General features: G+C 70.1%; 15 protein-coding genes. All 15 read right to left on the bottom strand.

Translation table 11 applies throughout. The features are described 5' to 3' along the window. Positions 1-5: 5 nt before the first annotated feature. Positions 6-827 carry a F0F1 ATP synthase subunit A gene (gene atpB / locus ACFZCP_RS03260; RefSeq protein ID WP_391423534.1) on the bottom strand — a complete coding sequence of 274 codons (822 nt, stop codon included), beginning with the start codon at positions 825-827 and terminating at the stop codon, positions 6-8. Between the two features lie 225 nt (positions 828-1,052). Then, a complete protein-coding gene (locus tag ACFZCP_RS03255; protein WP_391423533.1) occupies positions 1,053-1,499 on the bottom strand; it encodes a hypothetical protein in 447 nt (148 codons plus the stop codon). 288 nt (positions 1,500-1,787) lie between these two features. Beyond that, the gene (locus tag ACFZCP_RS03250) at positions 1,788-3,113 is read right to left on the bottom strand and encodes an MraY family glycosyltransferase (protein ID WP_391423531.1); all 1,326 of its coding nucleotides are present in this window, start codon (positions 3,111-3,113) and stop codon (positions 1,788-1,790) included. 248 nt (positions 3,114-3,361) lie between these two features. Then, positions 3,362-4,600, bottom strand: a complete 1,239-nt coding sequence (gene glyA, locus ACFZCP_RS03245) for a serine hydroxymethyltransferase (protein ID WP_391423529.1) — start codon at positions 4,598-4,600, stop codon at positions 3,362-3,364. Between the two features lie 190 nt (positions 4,601-4,790). After that, positions 4,791-5,468 (bottom strand): protein-tyrosine-phosphatase, encoded by a 678-nt coding sequence (locus tag ACFZCP_RS03240; RefSeq protein WP_362692292.1) that lies wholly within the window; start codon positions 5,466-5,468, stop codon positions 4,791-4,793. Beyond that, positions 5,465-6,112, bottom strand: a complete 648-nt coding sequence (locus tag ACFZCP_RS03235) for an L-threonylcarbamoyladenylate synthase (protein ID WP_362692289.1) — start codon at positions 6,110-6,112, stop codon at positions 5,465-5,467. The genes ACFZCP_RS03240 and ACFZCP_RS03235 overlap by 4 nt, the downstream gene beginning before the upstream one ends. Before the next feature lie 50 nt (positions 6,113-6,162). Next, a complete protein-coding gene (prmC, locus tag ACFZCP_RS03230; RefSeq protein WP_391423526.1) occupies positions 6,163-7,008 on the bottom strand; it encodes a peptide chain release factor N(5)-glutamine methyltransferase in 846 nt (281 codons plus the stop codon). Between the two features lie 32 nt (positions 7,009-7,040). Beyond that, complete coding sequence (prfA, locus tag ACFZCP_RS03225) at positions 7,041-8,117, bottom strand: peptide chain release factor 1 (RefSeq protein WP_391423524.1); 1,077 nt, start codon at positions 8,115-8,117, stop codon at positions 7,041-7,043. A 108-nt stretch (positions 8,118-8,225) separates the two neighbouring features. Further along, complete coding sequence (gene rpmE / locus ACFZCP_RS03220; RefSeq protein WP_030944953.1) at positions 8,226-8,450, bottom strand: 50S ribosomal protein L31; 225 nt, start codon at positions 8,448-8,450, stop codon at positions 8,226-8,228. 226 nt (positions 8,451-8,676) lie between these two features. Then, positions 8,677-9,810, bottom strand: coding sequence for an LCP family protein (locus ACFZCP_RS03215; RefSeq protein ID WP_391423521.1), 1,134 nt, complete (start codon positions 9,808-9,810; stop codon positions 8,677-8,679). Positions 9,811-10,005: 195 nt separating this feature from the next. After that, positions 10,006-11,832, bottom strand: a complete 1,827-nt coding sequence (locus tag ACFZCP_RS03210; protein ID WP_391423519.1) for a trypsin-like serine protease — start codon at positions 11,830-11,832, stop codon at positions 10,006-10,008. A 217-nt stretch (positions 11,833-12,049) separates the two neighbouring features. Further along, positions 12,050-14,089: a transcription termination factor Rho gene (rho, locus tag ACFZCP_RS03205; RefSeq protein ID WP_391423517.1), complete on the bottom strand. Its 2,040-nt coding sequence runs from the start codon at positions 14,087-14,089 to the stop codon at positions 12,050-12,052. A gap of 402 nt (positions 14,090-14,491) precedes the next feature. Next, a complete protein-coding gene (thrB, locus tag ACFZCP_RS03200) occupies positions 14,492-15,409 on the bottom strand; it encodes a homoserine kinase (protein WP_391423515.1) in 918 nt (305 codons plus the stop codon). A 381-nt stretch (positions 15,410-15,790) separates the two neighbouring features. After that, the gene (gene thrC, locus ACFZCP_RS03195) at positions 15,791-16,849 is read right to left on the bottom strand and encodes a threonine synthase (RefSeq protein ID WP_362692268.1); all 1,059 of its coding nucleotides are present in this window, start codon (positions 16,847-16,849) and stop codon (positions 15,791-15,793) included. Between the two features lie 6 nt (positions 16,850-16,855). Then, entirely contained in the window at positions 16,856-18,148 is a 1,293-nt protein-coding gene (locus ACFZCP_RS03190) for a homoserine dehydrogenase (protein WP_362692265.1), read from the bottom strand. Positions 18,149-18,219 lie beyond the last annotated feature (71 nt).

The following is an 18,219-nucleotide window of genomic DNA, read 5'->3' as shown; positions in this document are numbered from 1 at the left end:
CGTGCTCAGTGGTGCTCGGCGAGGGCGCCCTGGATGTAGGTGCACGTCAGGAGGACGAAGACGTACGCCTGCAGTGCCTGGATGAAGAGCTCGAAGGCCGTCATCACGATGGTCATCAGGAAGCTGACGCCGGCGTAGGCGATGCCGATGCCGTTCAGCAGGTACCAGCTGGCGATCGTGAAGAGCAGCAGCAGGGTGTGACCCGCGAACATGTTCGCGAACAGTCGTACGGCGTGGGTGAAGGGCCGGACCAGCAGGTTCGAGAAGAACTCGATGGTCATGGCGAGCGGCAGCACACCGCCGAGCGACTTGTCGTAGCCGGTGACGTTCTTGAAGAAGCCGACGAATCCGTGGCGCTTGAAGGTCAGCGAGACCCACAGGACGTAGACGATCAGCGCGAGGACGAGCGGGTACGAGATGATCGACGTCACCGGGAACTGGGCGACCGGAATGATCGACCAGAGGTTCATCATCCAGATGAAGAAGAACAGCGAGACGACCAGCGGAACGTACTTCTCGCCCTCCTTCTTGCCGATCGTCTCGTAGACGACACCCCGGCGGATGAAGTCGTAGCCGGCCTCGGCAACCATCTGCACCTTGCCGGGGACGACCTTCGGCTTGCGGAAGGCGGCCCAGAAGAAGCCGACGATGATGATCGAGCCGAGCAGCGCCAGCAGCATCGTCTTGTTGAAGTACACGTTGCTGTCGGCGTCGCCCCAGATGGGCTTGAACAGGAACGAGTGCAGGCCGGGAGCCGGGAAGCCACAGCCGTTGAAAATGTGGCAGTCGGACTCGAAGGCGAGCACCTGCGTCGGGTCAGCACTCACCGCGGGCTCCTTCAGCGTGGCGCATAGGTACGGCAACCTCGTTGTGTCGGCGCGGCATGCAGCCGCGGTTCGGCACGGGACTGGTGTTACGGATGGTGGGGCGGCTGGGGGGCATCTTGCCTCGCGATTGAGCAGGCGTCAGCTCGGATGCCCGCGCCCGCGATGCCGCAGTTGGCACCGGACGATAGCAGGATCTCTCATGCGCCTTTATCCCGGCCCTACCTCTCACGACGAGTGCCCCGACTTGTGGGGCTTCCCGTCATGGGAGGAGGTGGTCGAATCGGGTTCGACGTAGAGGATCTTGGACTTCATGTGTGCACGCGTCTGCGCGGCGATCCAGGCGAGGGTGCCGGCGACGAGCGTGAGCGCGAAGGCCTTGGGGTTGAACAGCGTGGTGTGCTTGAACACGGCCAGGAAGACGAACAGCAGCAGGATCTGGGCCGCGTAGAGCATCAGCCCCATGGCCTGGAACAGATGCGGAAGCGATTTGGCAGTGCGCTGCAGAACGTAGAGACCGAGCCCCATGAACAGGATGACGATCACCGTCGCGACGGCGGCCCCGATCGCTCCCTTGCCGCCCGCGACCACACCGCTGACGACGGCGGCAAGCGCGCCGACGGCAGCCGTGGGCACGGCGGCCTGGGCCAGGATCCGGACGTCATTGGACGGCATGGCGGCAACTCCGCTTTCGCAGGGGGGCAGGGTGTCGTCATGGACGAGCGTAGTCCCGGGCTGAGTGATCGAGACCTCACACCAATGGACCGTCGCACTACGGTCCTCGGCTCTATCCGGGGTTCTCGTGAACCGTATCACAAACTATTTGATGAGGTCTTTACCTGCTGGGTGTGCTTGCTGTCACACATGAGAGTGACAGTGCCCGTCTGTGCAAAAACCGCGCCCACTTGTCTGGTATTGGGGGTCTTTGCTCCCCCACGACTTGGTAACGCTCTAGTCAGATTCTTACCTTGTGGCCTTGCCGATACGCGAACGGGGGCCGATGGCGGTCGCACCGTTGACGCCCGTGGCACCAGCGATGGCCGGGGCCCGTTCCTCGCCCGCCGGGGCCCCGGGACCGGTCGTCCCGACGGCTTTGGCAGGCAGTTCGGCGGCCGGGCGACGCCTGCGGTAGCGCGGCGGGACGAAGCCCTGCGCCCAGGCCGGCACGCGGGGCGTGAAGCGCGGGAGCAGCAGCAGGACCAGGCCGATCGCGCTGAGGAAGACCACTCCGAGCACGATCCACATCGACGCCGAGTTGACCGAGTACGCCAGCGCTCCGAAGCCGATCAGCGCCGACCAGAAGTACATGATCAGCACGGCCCTGCTGTGCGAGTGGCCGATCTCCAGGAGCCGGTGGTGCAGATGACCGCGGTCCGCGGCGAACGGGGACTGACCGCGCCAGGTGCGCCGGACGATCGCGAGCACCAGGTCCGCCGCCGGGATGGCGATGACCGTCAGCGGCAGCAGCAGCGGGACGAAGACCGGAACGGTGGCCTGCACGGCCTGCCGCTCGCTGCCCTTGAAGAACAGCCGCATCGCGTCCGGATCCACCTGGCCCGTGAGGGAGACGGCCGCGGCGGCGAGCACCAGGCCCAGGAGCATGGAGCCCGAGTCGCCCATGAAGATGCGGGCGGGATGCATGTTGTGCGGCAGGAAGCCGAGGCACATGCCGATCAGGCACGCGGCGAAGAGCGTCGCGGGGGCGGCGGCCTCGATGTTGTACCCGTACCAGATCCGGTACGCGTAGAGGAAGAAGGCCACGGACGCGATGGCCACCATGCCGGCGGCCAGGCCGTCGAGTCCGTCGACGAAGTTCACGGCGTTGATGGTGATCACGACCATCGCGACGGTGAGCAGCGTGCCCTGCCACGGGGTCAGCGCGACGATGCCCACGCCGGGCACCGGCAGCCACAGGATCGTCAGGCCCTGCATGACCATGACGCCCGCGGCGATCATCTGGCCACCGAGCTTGATCAGCGCGTCGATCTCGAACTTGTCGTCGAGGACGCCGATGAGCCAGATGAGCGCGGCGCCGGAGAGCAGCGCCCGGGGTTCGTTGGAGGTCTTGAAGACCTCGCCGACGTTCGTCAGATGGCTGGCGACGAGCAGACCCGCGCACAGCCCGAAGAACATCGCGATGCCCCCGAGCCGGGGCGTGGGTTCCCGGTGGACGTCACGGGACCGGACCTCGGGTACGGCGCCGGCCACGATGGCGAACTTCCGCACCGGCCCGGTCATCAGATACGTGACCGCGGCCGCGACGAGCAATGTCAGCAGAAATTCACGCACAGATATGCCCCACGGGTTCCGGTAGCCGACCTCAAGCTCACACAATAAACCCCTCGCTCGCGCCCGGGATGTGCGAGCAACGGGATGGATACAGCCTTGTCGCCGTACGCGGACACACCGTCCGGGCTCGGCGCCGCAGGGCCTGCGCCGCCCGGATGCGGACCGTCTTGAGCTCGTCGAAAGTCACAGGAACTCCACAGAGTGATGTGGATCCCCTGTGGACGCCGCCCCGTGCCGCCGGTCCCCTCTCAGCCCGGGTACGGCGGGAAGGCACGGGCCAGCGCCCGCGCCTCGCCCCGCGCCTCGGCCGGCTCGGTCCCGCCCCGCAGCACACCGGCCAGCAGTGCCGCGATCCGCACCATCTCCGGCTCCCCCATGCCCTGGGTGGTCACCGCGGCCGTGCCCAGGCGCAGCCCGCGGCCGTCGCCGTGCGGCAGCACACAGCAGTCCAGGACGATCCCGGCGGCGGCGAGCCGGCCGCGCGCGGTGCGCCCGTCCACGCCGAGCGGAGCCGGGTCCACGGTGATCAGGTGGGTGTCCGTGCCGCCGGTGGTGACCGCCAGCCCCTCGGCTCCCAGGTGACGCGCGAGGACCCGGGCGTTGTCGACCACCTGATGGGCGTACACGCCGAAGGCCGGCGTTGCCGCCTCGGCGAACGCGACGGCCTTGGCGGCGATGGTGTGCATCTGGGCGCCGCCCTGGGTGAAGGGGAAGACGGCCCGGTCCACGCGCTCCGCCAGCTCGCTCCCGCACAGGATCATCCCGCCGCGCGGGCCGCGCAGCACCTTGTGCGTGGTGGCGCACACGACGTCCGCGTACGGCACCGGGCTGGGCGCCGCTCCCCCGGCCACCAGGCCGATCGGATGCGCCGCGTCGGCGATCAGATAGGCCCCGACCTCGTCGGCGACCTCGCGGAAGAAGGCGTGGTCGAAGTGGCGGGGGTAGGCGATGGAGCCGCACACGATGGCCTTGGGCCGGTGGTTGCGGGCCAGGTGGCGCACCTGGTCGTGGTCGACGAGCCCGGTCTCGGCGTCGACGCCGTAGCCGACGAAGTCGAACCAGCGGCCGGAGAAGTTCGCGGGCGAGCCGTGGGTGAGATGACCGCCGTGTTGCAGCCCGAGGGCGAGGACGGTGTCGCCGGGGCGCAGCAGGGCGGCGTAGGCGGCCAGCACGGCCGAAGAGCCCGAGTGGCACTGGACGTTGGCGTGTTCGGCGCCGAAGAGGGCCTTGGCGCGCTCCACCGCGAGGCGCTCGGCGACGTCGACCAGTTCGCAGCCGCCGTGGTGCCGGGCGCCCGGATAGCCCTCGGCGTACTTGTTGGCGAGCGCCGAGCCGAGGACGCTGAGCACGGCCGGCGAGGTGAAGTTCTCGGCGGCGATCAGCTGGAGCGTCGTCGACTGCCGCTCCAGTTCCCCCTGCAGGATCTCGGCCAGCTCCGGGTCCTGCCGCCGCAGGACATCGGTCTCTAGGACGGGTGTGACCGACATGACGGGCTCCGGGCGGTCGGGTGCGACGGCGGTGCACCTCGGGGGCGCCCCGGCCGGTGGCCGAGCGAGATCGTGCTCGGCCCTCCGGGTCCTGGCGCGTGCGCCCGCACGGCACCGGCGCGCCCCTTCGGCTCACTCGCCACGGTGGCGTAGGTCCAATGTAGGCCCGGGGCGGTTGGGGTGCGCGGTGTCAGGCCCGCGCGGGTACGCCGGTGAGCGCCGTCACCACCGGATCCAGCGCCTCGCGTATCTCGTCCCCGACCGAGCGGAAGAACGGCAGCGGCGCGCCGTACGGGTCGTAGACCTCGTCCGCCTCGGCGGTGGGCGCCAGCAGCCACCCGCGCAGCGCCGCGGCCGCCCGCACCAGTGCACGGGCCCGCGCGACCACACCGTCCTCCAGCGGCGGCAGCGTCGCCGGATCTATCGCACGGACCAGCCGGGTGAACTCCTTCAGGGTGAACGTCCGCAGCCCCGCCGAGTGCCCCATGGAGATCACCTGGGCCCGGTGGTCGCGGGTGGCCGTCAGCACCAGGTCGGCCATGATCACGTGTTCGTCGAGCAGTTCCCTGCCGACGAACCCGGAGGCGTCCGCGCCGAAGTCGGCCAGCACCCGCTCCGCGTTGGCCTCCATGGGCGCGCCCTCGTGGCCCCAGGTCCCCGCGCTCTCCACGACCAGCCCGCCGCCGAGCACGCCGAGGCGCTCCGTCACGAAATGGCGGGTCAGACGCTCGGTGATGGGCGAGCGGCACACGTTGCCGGTACTGACGTGCAGGATGCGGAACGTGTCACGCGGGAACCCGAACGTCGTCGTCTGCTCCGCCGCTCGTTCCCCGTTGTCTATGCCACGCCCCGTCTCAGGGGCCGTCAATTCGCCACCTCGAGGTCGGGTACGACCTTCCTCAGCTCGTCCGGGGAGATCGCGCCCTCGCGCAGCAGCACCGGCACCGGGCCGGAGACGTCGACGATGGACGACGGCACGATGCCCGGGGTCGGGCCGCCGTCGAGGTAGACGGAGACGGAGTCGCCGAGCATCTGCTGGGCGGCGTCGCAGTCCTCCGGCGCCGGATGGCCGGTGAGGTTCGCCGAGGACACGGCCATGGGGCCGACCTCGGTGAGCAGCTCGATCGCGACCGGGTGCAGTGGCATGCGCACGGCAACCGTGCCGCGGGTGTCGCCCAGGTCCCACTGCAGGGACGGCTGGTGCCTGGCGACCAGCGTCAGGGCGCCCGGCCAGAACGCGTCGACCAGTTCCCAGGCCAGCTCGGAGAAGTCCGTGACGAGGCCGTGCAGGGTGTTCGGGGAGCCGATGAGGACGGGGGTGGGCATGTTGCGGCCCCGGCCCTTGGCGGCGAGCAGGTCGGCGACGGCCTCCGAGGAGAACGCGTCGGCGCCGATGCCGTACACCGTGTCGGTCGGCAGCACCACCAGCTCGCCCCGGCGGACGGCGGACGCGGCCTCGCGCAGACCCGTCGTGCGGTCGGTCGCGTCGTTGGTGTCGTATCGCCGTGCCATCTAGCTGGCCTCCTCGTACACGTACTGCGGGCGGTGGGTCGTCGGGATGCTCACGGCAGCGCCTTGCGCGCGGTCGCGAACCGGGGGCGGTTGTTGAGGTCGGGGTGATCGGCCGCGTCGGCCCAGCCCCGCTCCTCGGTGAAGATCCACGGCACCTGGCCGCCCTGGGTGTCGGCGTGCTCGATGACGACGACCCCTCCGGGGCGCAGCAGCCGGTGCGCGGTGCGCTCGATCCCGCGGATGAGGTCGAGGCCGTCCTCGCCGGAGAACAGCGCCAGCTCCGGGTCGTAGTCGCGGGCCTCCGGGGCGACGTACTCCCACTCCGTGAGCGGGATGTACGGCGGGTTGGAGATGACCAGGTCGACGTGGCCGTCGAGGTCCGGGAAGGCCGTCAGGGCGTCGCCCTGACGCAGGTCGACCCTGGACCCCGCCACGTTCTTGCGGGTCCACACCAGGGCGTCCTCGGACAGCTCCACCGCGTGCACACGCGAGCGCGGGACCTCCTGGGCGAGGGCGAGCGCGATGGCACCGGAGCCGGTGCACAGGTCGACGATGCACGGCTCGACCACGTCCATGGCGCGCACGGCGTCTATGGCCCAGCCGACCACGGACTCGGTCTCGGGCCGGGGCACGAAGACGCCCGGCCCGACCTGCAGCTCCAGATACCGGAAGTAGGCCCGCCCGGTGATGTGCTGCAGCGGCTCGCGCTGCTCGCGCCGGGCGATGACCTCCCAGTAGCGGGCGTCGAAGTCGGAGTCCTTCACGGAGTGCAGCTCGCCCCGCCGTACACCGTGCACGAACGCGGCGAGCTCCTCCGCGTCGTTGCGCGGCGAGGGCACGCCGGCGTCGGCCAGCCGCTGGGTGGCCTGTGCCACCTCTGCGAGCAGCAGGTTCACGCAAGTCCTCCGTGTGGTACTCGTACGTGCCTTTATGCAGCTGCCAGCTTCGCCGCCGAGTCGGCGTCGACGCAGGCCTGGATCACCGCGTCGAGGTCGCCGTCCAGGACCTGGTCCAGGTTGTACGCCTTGAAGCCGACCCGGTGGTCCGAGATGCGGTTCTCCGGGAAGTTGTAGGTGCGGATCTTCTCGGAGCGGTCGACGGTGCGGACCTGGCTGCGGCGGGCGTCGGCGGCCTCCCGCTCGGCCTCCTCCTGCGCCGCCGCGAGCAGCCTGGAGCGCAGGATACGCAGAGCCTGCTCCTTGTTCTGCAGCTGGCTCTTCTCGTTCTGGCAGGAGGCGACCACTCCGGTCGGAAGGTGCGTGATGCGCACCGCGGAGTCGGTGGTGTTGACCGACTGGCCGCCGGGGCCGGAGGACCGGTAGACGTCGATGCGCAGGTCGTTCGGGTTGATCTCGACTTCCACCTCCTCGGCCTCGGGGGTCACGAGGACACCGGCGGCGGAGGTGTGGATGCGGCCCTGGGACTCGGTGGCCGGCACACGCTGCACGCGGTGCACACCGCCCTCGTACTTCATTCGGGCCCACACGCCCTGGCCGGGCTCGGTGGCACCCTGGCCGCCCTTGGTCTTCACCGCGACCTGGACGTCCTTGTAGCCGCCCAGCTCGGACTCGGTGGAGTCGATGATCTCGGTCTTCCAGCCGGCGCGCTCGGCGTAGCGCAGGTACATGCGCAGCAGGTCACCGGCGAACAGCGCCGACTCGTCACCGCCGGCACCCGCCTTGATCTCCAGAATGACGTCCTTGTCGTCACTCGGGTCGCGCGGGACCAGCAGGAGGCGCAGCCTCTCGGTCAGCTCCTCGCGCTGCTTGTCCAGCTCCTTGACCTCGGCCGCGAAGTCGGGATCGTCGGCGGCGAACTCACGTGCGGTCTCGATGTCGTCACCCGTCTGCTTCCAGGAGCGGTACGTGGCGACGATCGGGGTCAGCTCGGCGTAGCGCTTGTTCAGCTTGCGCGCGTTCGCCTGGTCGGCGTGGACCGACGGATCGGCGAGCTTGTTCTCCAGATCGGCGTGCTCGGCGACGAGCTCCTCGACGGCCTCGAACATCTTTCGGCTCCTGATACTGCGGGTGAAGGGCTGGCGGGCGACCAAAAACGCCGGTCCCGGGCACACCCCCGCAGGGGGCGTGACCGTGGACCGGCGAAATCGGGCTCGCTACTTCTTGGAGCCGGCGGCAGCCTTGCCGAAGCGGGCCTCGAAGCGGGCCACACGGCCACCGGTGTCGAGGATCTTCTGCTTGCCCGTGTAGAACGGGTGGCACTCGGAGCAGACCTCGGCCCGGATGGTGCCGGACGCGATGGTGCTACGGGTGGTGAACGACGCACCGCAGGTGCAGCTGACCTGCGTCTCGACGTACTCGGGGTGGATGTCGCGCTTCAAGGTGTCTCCTAGGTTTCGGGAGGGCGCCGGGTCGCTGCCGCGGGATGCGAAAGCGTGAACCGGAGCCGACGTACCAGTCTGCCAGGACTGGCGCCATCCCCCAAAACCGGGGGTGCGGCTGTTCTATTCCTGCGGGTCGCGGGTGGTCCGCCCACGGGGGTGCCGCTCGATCGTCGTGGGCGGGTGCGGGTGTGCCGTGGCTGCCCGCGCGGGTCCCCCGCACCCCTTACGGGGCGCTCACCACGCCCTTGGCCTCGCCGGTTGCCGTTCCCTGTGTGGCCGACTTCGGGATCGGGCGGTCGTTCTTGAGGGCGGTCCAGATCATCCGGGCCTTGGCCTTCTCCAGGAGGACCCGGTTGGGGTTCGCCGGGTCGTACTGCACCGGCATCGTCACCATCTTCAGATGGGACGAGCCGATGCCCTTCAGGCCGTTCGCGAAGTCGGCGAGGGCGTTGACCGAGCCGAGGTCGGAGTCGGTGGTGACCGTCCTGGTGGCGGTGTCGGCGAGGTCGTACAGCTTCTTGGGGCTGCTGAGCACGCCGACCTGCTCGACCTGGTCGAGCAGCGCCTTGACGAAGGCCTGCTGGAGCTGGATGCGCCCGAGGTCGGAGCCGTCGCCGACGCCGTGGCGGGTGCGGACCAGGCCGAGGGACTGCTGTCCGTCGAGCGTGTGGGTGCCGGCCTTGAGGTTCAGGTGGCTCTGCGGGTCGGCGATGTTCCTGGTCGTGGTGAGCCGAACCCCGCCGAGGTCGTCGATGAGCTTCTGGAAGCCGGCGAAGTCGACCTCCAGATAGTGGTCCATGCGGATGCCCGTGAGGGACTCGACCGTCTTGACGGCACAGGCGGCGCCACCGGTGGAGTAGGCCGAGTTGAACATCACGCCCGACGCGGCCGGGTAGGTGTGGCCCTTGGTGTCCGTGCAGGTGGGACGGTCGATGAGGGTGTCCCTGGGGACGGAGACCACGGAGGCCTTCTTGTGGCCCTTGTAGAGGTGGACGATCATCGCCGTGTCGGAGCGGGCGCTGCCGTCGTCGATGCCGCCGCCCAGCTTCTTGTTGCCGCCGGAGCGCGAGTCCGAGCCCAGGACGAGGATGTTCTGCGAGCCGTTGTCGACCTTCGTCGGACGGTCGGCACCGAGCGCCTGGTTGATGTCGACGCTCTTGATGTTGCCGTTGAGCTTGAAGTAGACGTATCCGAGGCCCGTACCGCCCAGCACGACCACGCCCGCCGCCGTCCAGGCCGTGATGCGCAGGGCCTGACGTCCCTTGCCGCGGGGCTTGCGGCGGCTCCTGCTGCCACGGCCGGGAGGGACGGTGGTCGACTCCGGTATGCCGGGCTCCTGCGTGCTCTCGGCGGACACATCGCTCCTAGGTCTCGTCCGGTCGGTTACCCCCTGCGGTCAGGGTCGGGCGCGGTCACCGCACCATCGTCGCTCTGTCGGGTCAGACGGAGAAACTCGGCACAGGGTTGCACGACGCACCGTGCCCACCGCGTACGGCGACGGGCACGGTGCGTAGTGGCCCAATCGGGACGATCCCCCCGCTCACCTGCGTTTTCAGCCGAACAGGTCGTACTGCTGGAAGCCGGTACCGATCGAGACACGTGTGGCAAAGATCTCGCTCGTCGCCTTGCCGGTGCCCTTGTACAGGTAGAGGGTGCCGCCCGGGGTGCGCGCCAGGAAGTCGGCCAGACCGTCGCCGCTCACGTCGCCGACCGCGTCGAAGGCGTTGTATCCGGTCCAGGCGCTGCGCACCTTGACGCGGGCGGAGAAGGCGCCGGAGCCGGACGTGCCGGTGCCCTTGTACAGGTACAGGTCGTCGCTGCCGGACTTGCGGGCGATCAGGTCGGCCTTGCCGTCGCCGGTGAAGTCCCCGTGGCCGCGGACCGAGTTGTACTGGTTCCAGCCCGTGCCGACCTCCACACGCGAGCCGAAGGTGCCGTTGCCCTTGCCCGGGTAGATCCACAGCGCGCCGGCGGAGTCGACGGACAGGATGTCGGGCACGTAGTCGCCGGTGACATCGCCCGGGGCGATGATCCGGGTGCGGGTCTTCCAGCCGCTGAAGATCTTCGTGTCGGCCCAGGAGCCGCTCGTCCGGGCGCTGTTGAGCACGAAGTGCTCCCAGTGGACGTCACCGGTGGAGCCGGCCCGGTACACGAGGTCCTGGTAGCCGTCCCGGTCGAGGTCGGTCTGCAGGACCAGGTCGGCGCCGCTCCAGTCGCCCCAGGAGGACCGGGCGCCGAACGAGCTGCCGCTGGAGTCCTTCTCGTAGCCGGTCCTGCCGGAGGATGCCCGTACGAAGATGTCGGCCTTGCCGTCCGGCTTCTTGTTGAAGAGGCTCAGGTTGGTGTCGTCGATCTGGTGGTGGGCCGAGCCGACGTAGAAGCCGACCTTGGTGAAGACGCTGTAGTAGCCCTTCGCCACGCAGTTCTCGATGCCGAAGGAGACCACCCCGGCGATCCGGCCGCCCACCACGAGCGGGCCACCGGAGTCACCGTTGCACGTCGCGCTGGTACCGGTGTCGCTCCCGCTCTGGGTGCCCGCGCAGACCATGCGCCCCGCGACGAAGGCCGTGTCGTAGACGCCGGCACAGGTGCTGTCGGCGTGCAGGGTCAGCGTGGTCGTCCTCAGCGTCTGGGAGATGTCCTGGCCGGTGGAGCTGGTACGGCCCCAGCCGTAGACCTCGGCGCTGGTGCCGGCCGCGTAGGACGCGGTGTCGCCGGAGGTGACCATGCGGATCGGCGTGGCCTTGACCGGGACGGCCAGGGTCAGCATGCCGAGGTCGTCCTGGTTCCTCCCCGCCTCCCTGTCCACCGGGTCGTACCCCGGCTGCCACCACTGGCGCAGCACGGCCGTGGCCTGGCCGCCGTGCAGGTCCGTGGTGCCGGTAGAACCCTTGGTGGGCAGCTGGTCGGTACCCGTGACGACGGTGCCGTGGGCCTGCCAGTCGTAGTCCTTGTTGTCGTTCCTGAGGCAGTGGGCCGCCGTCAGGATCTTCGTCGGCGAGACCACCGTGCCGCCGCAGAAGAGGTTCACGTCGTCGCCGGTGTCGGCGGTGTTCCGGTCGTCGTGGTACCAGAGCTGGGCCATCCAGGGCGCCGAGGAGATGGTGGTCCCGGTGCCGCCGACGATCTTCGGGGAGACGGCGGATCCGCTGCTGCCGCCGGCGGCCGGCCCGTCGGCGGCGAGGGCGCCCGCGATCCGCTTCTCCAGGGTGGCCTGGGAGGGCTGGTCGACGACAGGGACGGCGCCCGGCTTCGGCAGCGCGGTGGCCGCACCGGCGGAGGTCGCCAGGAGCGCCGCGGTCACCGCAGCGGCGACACCGGCGGCGCCGAGGGGCAGGGCAAGACGGAGGCGACGTCTGTGGCGCCCGGGCAGGGGCATGAGCAAGGAAGGCTCCGCAGGGAGAGACGAGACAGGAGGGGAGCGTGTTGTGCTCCGTACCTCTCAGCGCCAAAAGGCCGCCCCCCGTCACTTCTCGACGGGGGGCGGCCTCAACACCCTGGGGGCGCGGGACTGCATTCAGTGTGCGGCTCCGCCGCGCGGGCACGGCCGCCGCGGACGAGCCGCGGCAGGCCGGCAGGAGTCACCTCAACGGCGCTCAGTCACCGTTGCCCGGAGTCGGCGTCGTCTTCTGAATCTGCATCAGGAACTCGCCGTTCGACTTGGTCTGCTTCATCTTGTCGAGAAGCAGCTCGATGGCCTGCTGCTGGTCCAGCGCGTGCAGAACACGACGCAGCTTCCAGACGACGGCCAGCTCCTCGTTGCCGAGCAGGATCTCTTCCTTGCGGGTGCCGGACGCGTCCACGTCCACCGCCGGGAAGATGCGCTTGTCGGCGAGCTTCCGGTCGAGCTTGAGCTCCATGTTGCCGGTGCCCTTGAACTCCTCGAAGATCACCTCGTCCATGCGGGACCCGGTGTCCACCAGCGCGGTGGCGAGGATGGTCAGCGAGCCGCCGTCCTCGATGTTGCGGGCCGCACCGAAGAAGCGCTTCGGCGGGTACAGGGCGGTCGAGTCGACACCACCGGACAGGATGCGGCCGGAGGCGGGCGCGGCCAGGTTGTACGCACGGCCCAGACGCGTGATCGAGTCGAGCAGCACGACGACGTCGTGGCCCAGCTCCACCAGACGCTTGGCACGCTCGATGGCCAGCTCGGCGACCGTGGTGTGGTCCTCGGCCGGACGGTCGAAGGTCGAGGAGATGACCTCGCCCTTGACCGACCGCTGCATGTCGGTGACCTCTTCCGGACGCTCGTCGACCAGGACGACCATCAGGTGGCACTCGGGGTTGTTGTGCGTGATCGCGTTGGCGACCGCCTGCATGATCATGGTCTTGCCGGTCTTCGGCGGGGCCACGATCAGACCGCGCTGGCCCTTACCGATCGGCGACACGAGGTCGATGATGCGGGTGGTCAGTACGCCCGGGTCGGTCTCCAGGCGGAGGCGGTCCTGCGGGTAGAGCGGGGTCAGCTTGTTGAACTCCGGGCGGCCGCGGCCGTGTTCGGGCGCCATGCCGTTGACGGAGTCCAGGCGGACCAGCGCGTTGAACTTCTCGCGACGCTCGCCGTCCTTCGGCTGACGGACCGCACCGGTGACGTGGTCACCCTTGCGCAGACCGTTCTTGCGGACCTGGGCGAGGGAGACGTACACGTCGTTCGGACCGGGCAGGTAGCCGGAGGTCCGGATGAACGCGTAGTTGTCGAGGATGTCGAGGATGCCCGCGACGGGGATCAGGACGTCGTCCTCGGCGAGCTGCGGCTCGGCGCCGCCGATCTCGTCACGGCCACGACGGCCACGACGGTCGCGGTAGCGGCCGCGACGGCCACGGCGTCCGCCCTCGAAGTCGTCGTCGTCCTGCGGACCGGCGTTGCGGTCCTGACGGCCGCCGCCCGGCTGCTGGCTCTGCGGCTGGCGCTGACCGCCCTGGCCCTGCTGCTCGTCGCCCTTGCCCCGGCGGTCGCGGTCGCGGTCCCGGCCGCGCTCACGGCGGTCGCGGCGGCCACGGCCCTCGCCGTCACCGGCGTCGCCCCGGGCCTCGCCCTGCTGCTGGGCGGACGCGTCGGCCTTGGTCTCGCCCTTGGCCTCGGCGACGACGGTCTCGGTGCTGCCCGCGGCCGGGCTGCCCGCCTCGGCGGTGGCGCGCCGACGGCGGCGCTCGGTCGGCGCGTCGTCGGTCTCGCTCGCGCGGGAGGTGCCGCCGGCCGGCTGGCCGGGGATCTCGATCTGCTGCTGGGCCACGGCCTTCTCGGCGGGGGCCTCCGCGGCCTTCTCCGCCGTCTTCTCGGCGGCGGCCTCGCCCGTGCGGGCCTTCGAGGTGGCCCGGCGCTTGGGCTTGGTCTCGGCGGCGGCCTCGGCCTTGGGGGCGGCGCCCCCGCCCCCGGAGCCCGAAGAGGCCTGGGAGGTGCCCCCAGCCTGGGCCTCCTTGATGACCTCGATCAGCTGGCTCTTGCGCATACGCGCGGTGCCCCTGATGCCGAGGCCCGAGGCAACCTGCTGCAGCTCGGCCAGCACCATGCCCTCGAGGCCGGTACCGCGGCGCCGCCGGGAGCCGGCACCGGTGGCAGGCGCGGAGGCGTCCGTGGCGGGCGCGGCAGCGGTCTCCTCGACACGTGCGCCCATCAGATCGGTGGTGTCGCTCACGAAGGGTCCTTCCCTGGAGCGGACGTCGGCCTGTCTGGCTCGGCGACCGGTTGTGCTGTCCGGATACGGTCCTGTCTCTGTGAACCGTGCCGGGGCGGTGGTCCGCCAAAGCGGCGGAACAGATTTCTGGTGATGGCGCTTCCGCGAGCCGTGGCACCCAGTGTCACGTGGCGTGGTAGCACCGATTCCGGAGCGTGCCCGGTGTCCCGCTCAGTGTCCGCATACGACGTACTGCCCAGGTACGGCGCACGGAACACGGAGTGGCTCGGGAGGCTCCCGGAAGAAGGTCTGTCCCGGACGGGGACACGAGGCACCTCGCCATGGTGGGGTCGGGTGCAGACTTGAGGTTAACACTACCGGATCCAACAAACATTCCCCCTCTCCAAATCCGGCAACCGTGTCTCAGGTCGCAAGCGGCAGCACGCTCGCTCCCTGCACATCGAGACTCAGCCGGTTGGCGGCCCAGTCGGCGCCGGCAAGGGTTTCCACCTTGTCGGCGGTGTCGCCGTCGGTCAGGGCCATGACGGTGGGCCCGGCGCCCGAGATGACGGCCGGGATCCCGTCGGCCCGCAGTCGCTCCACCAGCGCGGCGCTCTCCGGCATGGCCGGGGCGCGGTACTCCTGGTGGAGGCGGTCCTCGGTGGCCGACAGCAGCAGCTCGGGGCGCCGGGTGAGGGCCTCGACGAGCAGGGCGGCGCGGCCCGCGTTCGCGGCGGCGTCGACGTGCGGCACGGTGCGCGGGAGCAGGCCGCGCGCGGTCTCGGTCAGGACCGGCTTTCCGGGCACGAAAACCACCGGAACGATGGAATCGTTCGGGTCCATCCTGATCGCCCGGGCGGCGCCGGCCTCCATCCAGGACAGGGTGAACCCGCCCAGCAGGCAGGCCGCGACATTGTCCGGATGGCCCTCGATCTCGGTGGCCAGTTCCAGCAGCGCTTTGTCGTCGAGCCGGGCTTCGCCGCCTATGGTCACCGCGCGGGCGGCGACGATGCCGGCGCAGATGGCGGCCGAGGAGGAGCCCAGACCCCGGCCGTGCGGAATGCGGTTGGCGCAGACGATTTCCAGGCCGCGGGGCTGTCCGCCCAGCAGATCGAAGGCTGTGCGCAGGGAACGGACGAGCAGATGGCTCTCGTCCCGGGGCAGGGTCTCACTGCCCTCGCCCGCGATGTCGATATGCAGCCCGGAGTCGGCCACCCGGACGACCACGTCGTCGTAGAGCCCCAGCGCGAGGCCCAGGGCGTCGAAGCCCGGGCCGAGGTTGGCACTGGTGGCGGGAACGCGCACCCGGACGGCGGCGGCGCGGAACGCTGGACCGGCCATCGCTCGTTGACTCTCCTTGAGCTGCGTGATTGTCGAATGACACTCGATGGACATCCGATGGACATTCGATGACGTACGAAGACCCGTCGGGCCGCGGAGACGACGCGGCGCCTGCCACACACGGATGGCATATGCGGTGGGCGGGTTCGGTACAGCCTATCGAAGGAAGGTTCTGTGGCGACATAGGGCGCACAGGAGGCGCACGATGCGTGTCGTATGCCCCCTGTGCACCCCGCCGGGGTTTGCCCTGCCGGGACCGGGCCGTTCAGGGCCCGGGCCGGGCCGCCGAGGGCTCGGCCCGGGCCTGCACCGGCTGCTCGGGCCGGGCGCCTGCACGGACCGTTCGGGCCGGGCCGGAAAAAGCAGCCCGGGCCGGGTCGCTCAGGCCAGGCCGAGGCGCTCGGCCGCGGTGGCCGCGTCGACCGGGACGGTCACCGGCTGCGGGGCGCCGGCGACGGCCCAGTCGGGGTCCTTCAGACCGTTTCCGGTGACCGTGCACACGATCTTCTGGCCCGGGTCCACCTTGCCCTGCTCGGCCGCCTTCAGCAGACCGGCCACGGAGGCCGCGGAGGCGGGCTCCACGAAGACGCCCTCCTGCGAGGCCAACAGCCGGTAGGCGCGCAGGATTTCACGGTCCGTCACCTCGTCGATGGCACCGCCGGACTCGTCCCGCGCCGCCAGCGCGTACTGCCAGGAGGCCGGGTTGCCGATGCGGATCGCGGTGGCGATGGTCGAGGGGTCCTTGACCACCTCGCCGCGCACGATCGGCGCACTGCCGGAGGCCTGGAAGCCCCACATCCGGGGGGTCCTGGAGGAGATGCCGTCGCCGGCGTACTCCTTGTAGCCCTTCCAGTAGGCCGTGATGTTGCCCGCGTTGCCGACCGGGAGGACGTGGATGTCGGGGGCGTCGCCGAGCATGTCCACGATCTCGAAGGCAGCCGTCTTCTGGCCCTCGATGCGCACCGGGTTCACCGAATTGACCAGCGCCACCGGGTAGTTCTCGCTCAGCGCACGGGCGAGCGTGAGGCAGTCGTCGAAGTTGCCGTCGACCTGGAGGATCTTCGCGCCGTGCACGAGGGCCTGGCCCATCTTGCCGAGCGCGATCTTGCCCTGCGGCACGAGGACGGCCGACACCATGCCCGCACGCACCGCGTAGGCGGCGGCGGAGGCGGAGGTGTTGCCGGTGGAGGCGCAGATGACGGCCTTCGCCCCCTCCTCCTTGGCCTTGGAGATGGCCATGGTCATGCCGCGGTCCTTGAAGGACCCGGTCGGGTTCGCGCCCTCGACCTTGAGGTGCACCTCGCAGCCGGTGCGCTCGGAGAGCACCTGCGCGGGCACGAGGGGCGTGCCACCCTCACGGAGCGTCACGACCGGCGTGGTGTCGGACACCGGCAGCCGGTCCCGGTACTCCTCGATGATTCCGCGCCACTGGTGGGTCATTGCTGGTTACTCTCCTTCAACCCGCATGATGCTGGCGACACCCCGCACGGTGTCGAGCTTGCGCAGCGCCTCGACGGTCCCGGACAGGGAGGCGTCGGACGCACGATGGGTGACGACGACGAGGGAGGCCTCGCCGTCCTTGCCCTGCTGCCGAACGGTGTCGATCGACACCCCGTGCTCGGCGAAGACGGTCGCAACCTGGGCGAGTACACCCGGTTTGTCCGCGACGTCAAGGCTGATGTGGTAGCGCGTGACGACGTCACCCATCGGCGAGACGTGCAGGGCTGCGTACGCCGACTCACCGGGCCCCGTTGCGCCGTTGAGCCGGTTGCGGCAGACGGCGACCAGGTCGCCGAGGACCGCGGAGGCCGTGGGCGCACCGCCGGCGCCGGGGCCGTAGAACATGAGCTGCCCGGCCGCGTCGGACTCCACGAAGACGGCGTTGTACGCGCCGCGCACGGAGGCGAGCGGGTGGGTCAGCGGAATCATGGCGGGGTGCACCCGCGCGGTGACCGACGCGCCGTCCTTCGAGCGCTCGCAGATGGCGAGCAGCTTGATGGTGCAGCCCATCTCCTTGGCGGAGCGGAAGTCGGCGGCGGTGACCTCGGCCATGCCCTCGCGGTAGACGTCGTCCAGGCGCACGCGCGTGTGGAAGGCGATGCCGGCGAGGATGGCGGCCTTGGCGGCGGCGTCGAACCCCTCGACGTCGGCGGTCGGGTCGGCCTCCGCGTAGCCGAGGGCGGTGGCCTCGTCTAGGGCCTCCTGGTAGCCCGCCCCGGTGCTGTCCATCTTGTCGAGGATGAAGTTGGTGGTGCCGTTCACGATCCCCAGCACCCGGTTGACCTTGTCGCCGGCGAGGGACTCGCGCAGCGGCCGGATCAGCGGGATGGCACCGGCGACGGCGGCCTCGTAGTAGAGGTCCTTGCCGTGCTCCTCGGCCGCCGCGTGGAGGGCGGCCCCGTCCTGGGCGAGCAGCGCCTTGTTGGCGGAGACGACGGACGCCCCGTGCCCGAAGGCGGTGGTGATCAGGGTCCGGGCGGGTTCGATGCCGCCGATGACCTCCACCACGACGTCGATGTCGCCGCGTTTGACCAGGGCGGTGGCGTCGGTGGTGACGAGTTCCGCGGGAATGCCCTCGCGCACCTTGGAGGGCCGCCGCACCGCGACCCCCGCGAGCTCCACGGGGGCCCCGATCCGGGCGGCGAGGTCGTCGGCGTGCGTCGTCATGATGCGCGCCACCTCTGAGCCGACAACTCCACAGCCCAGCAGCGCCACCTTCAGCGGACGCGTACGCATCATCCGACCTCGTTTCCTCTTACCGTCTACGGTTGGACCAGTCTCACTCACCGGACGGGGGTTTCTACCCTTCG

This window comes from Streptomyces sp. NPDC007971, assembly GCF_042958635.1.
In the GTDB taxonomy this organism is placed as follows: Bacteria; Actinomycetota; Actinomycetes; order Streptomycetales; family Streptomycetaceae; genus Streptomyces.
This window is presented reverse-complemented; position numbering and strand designations above follow the sequence as displayed.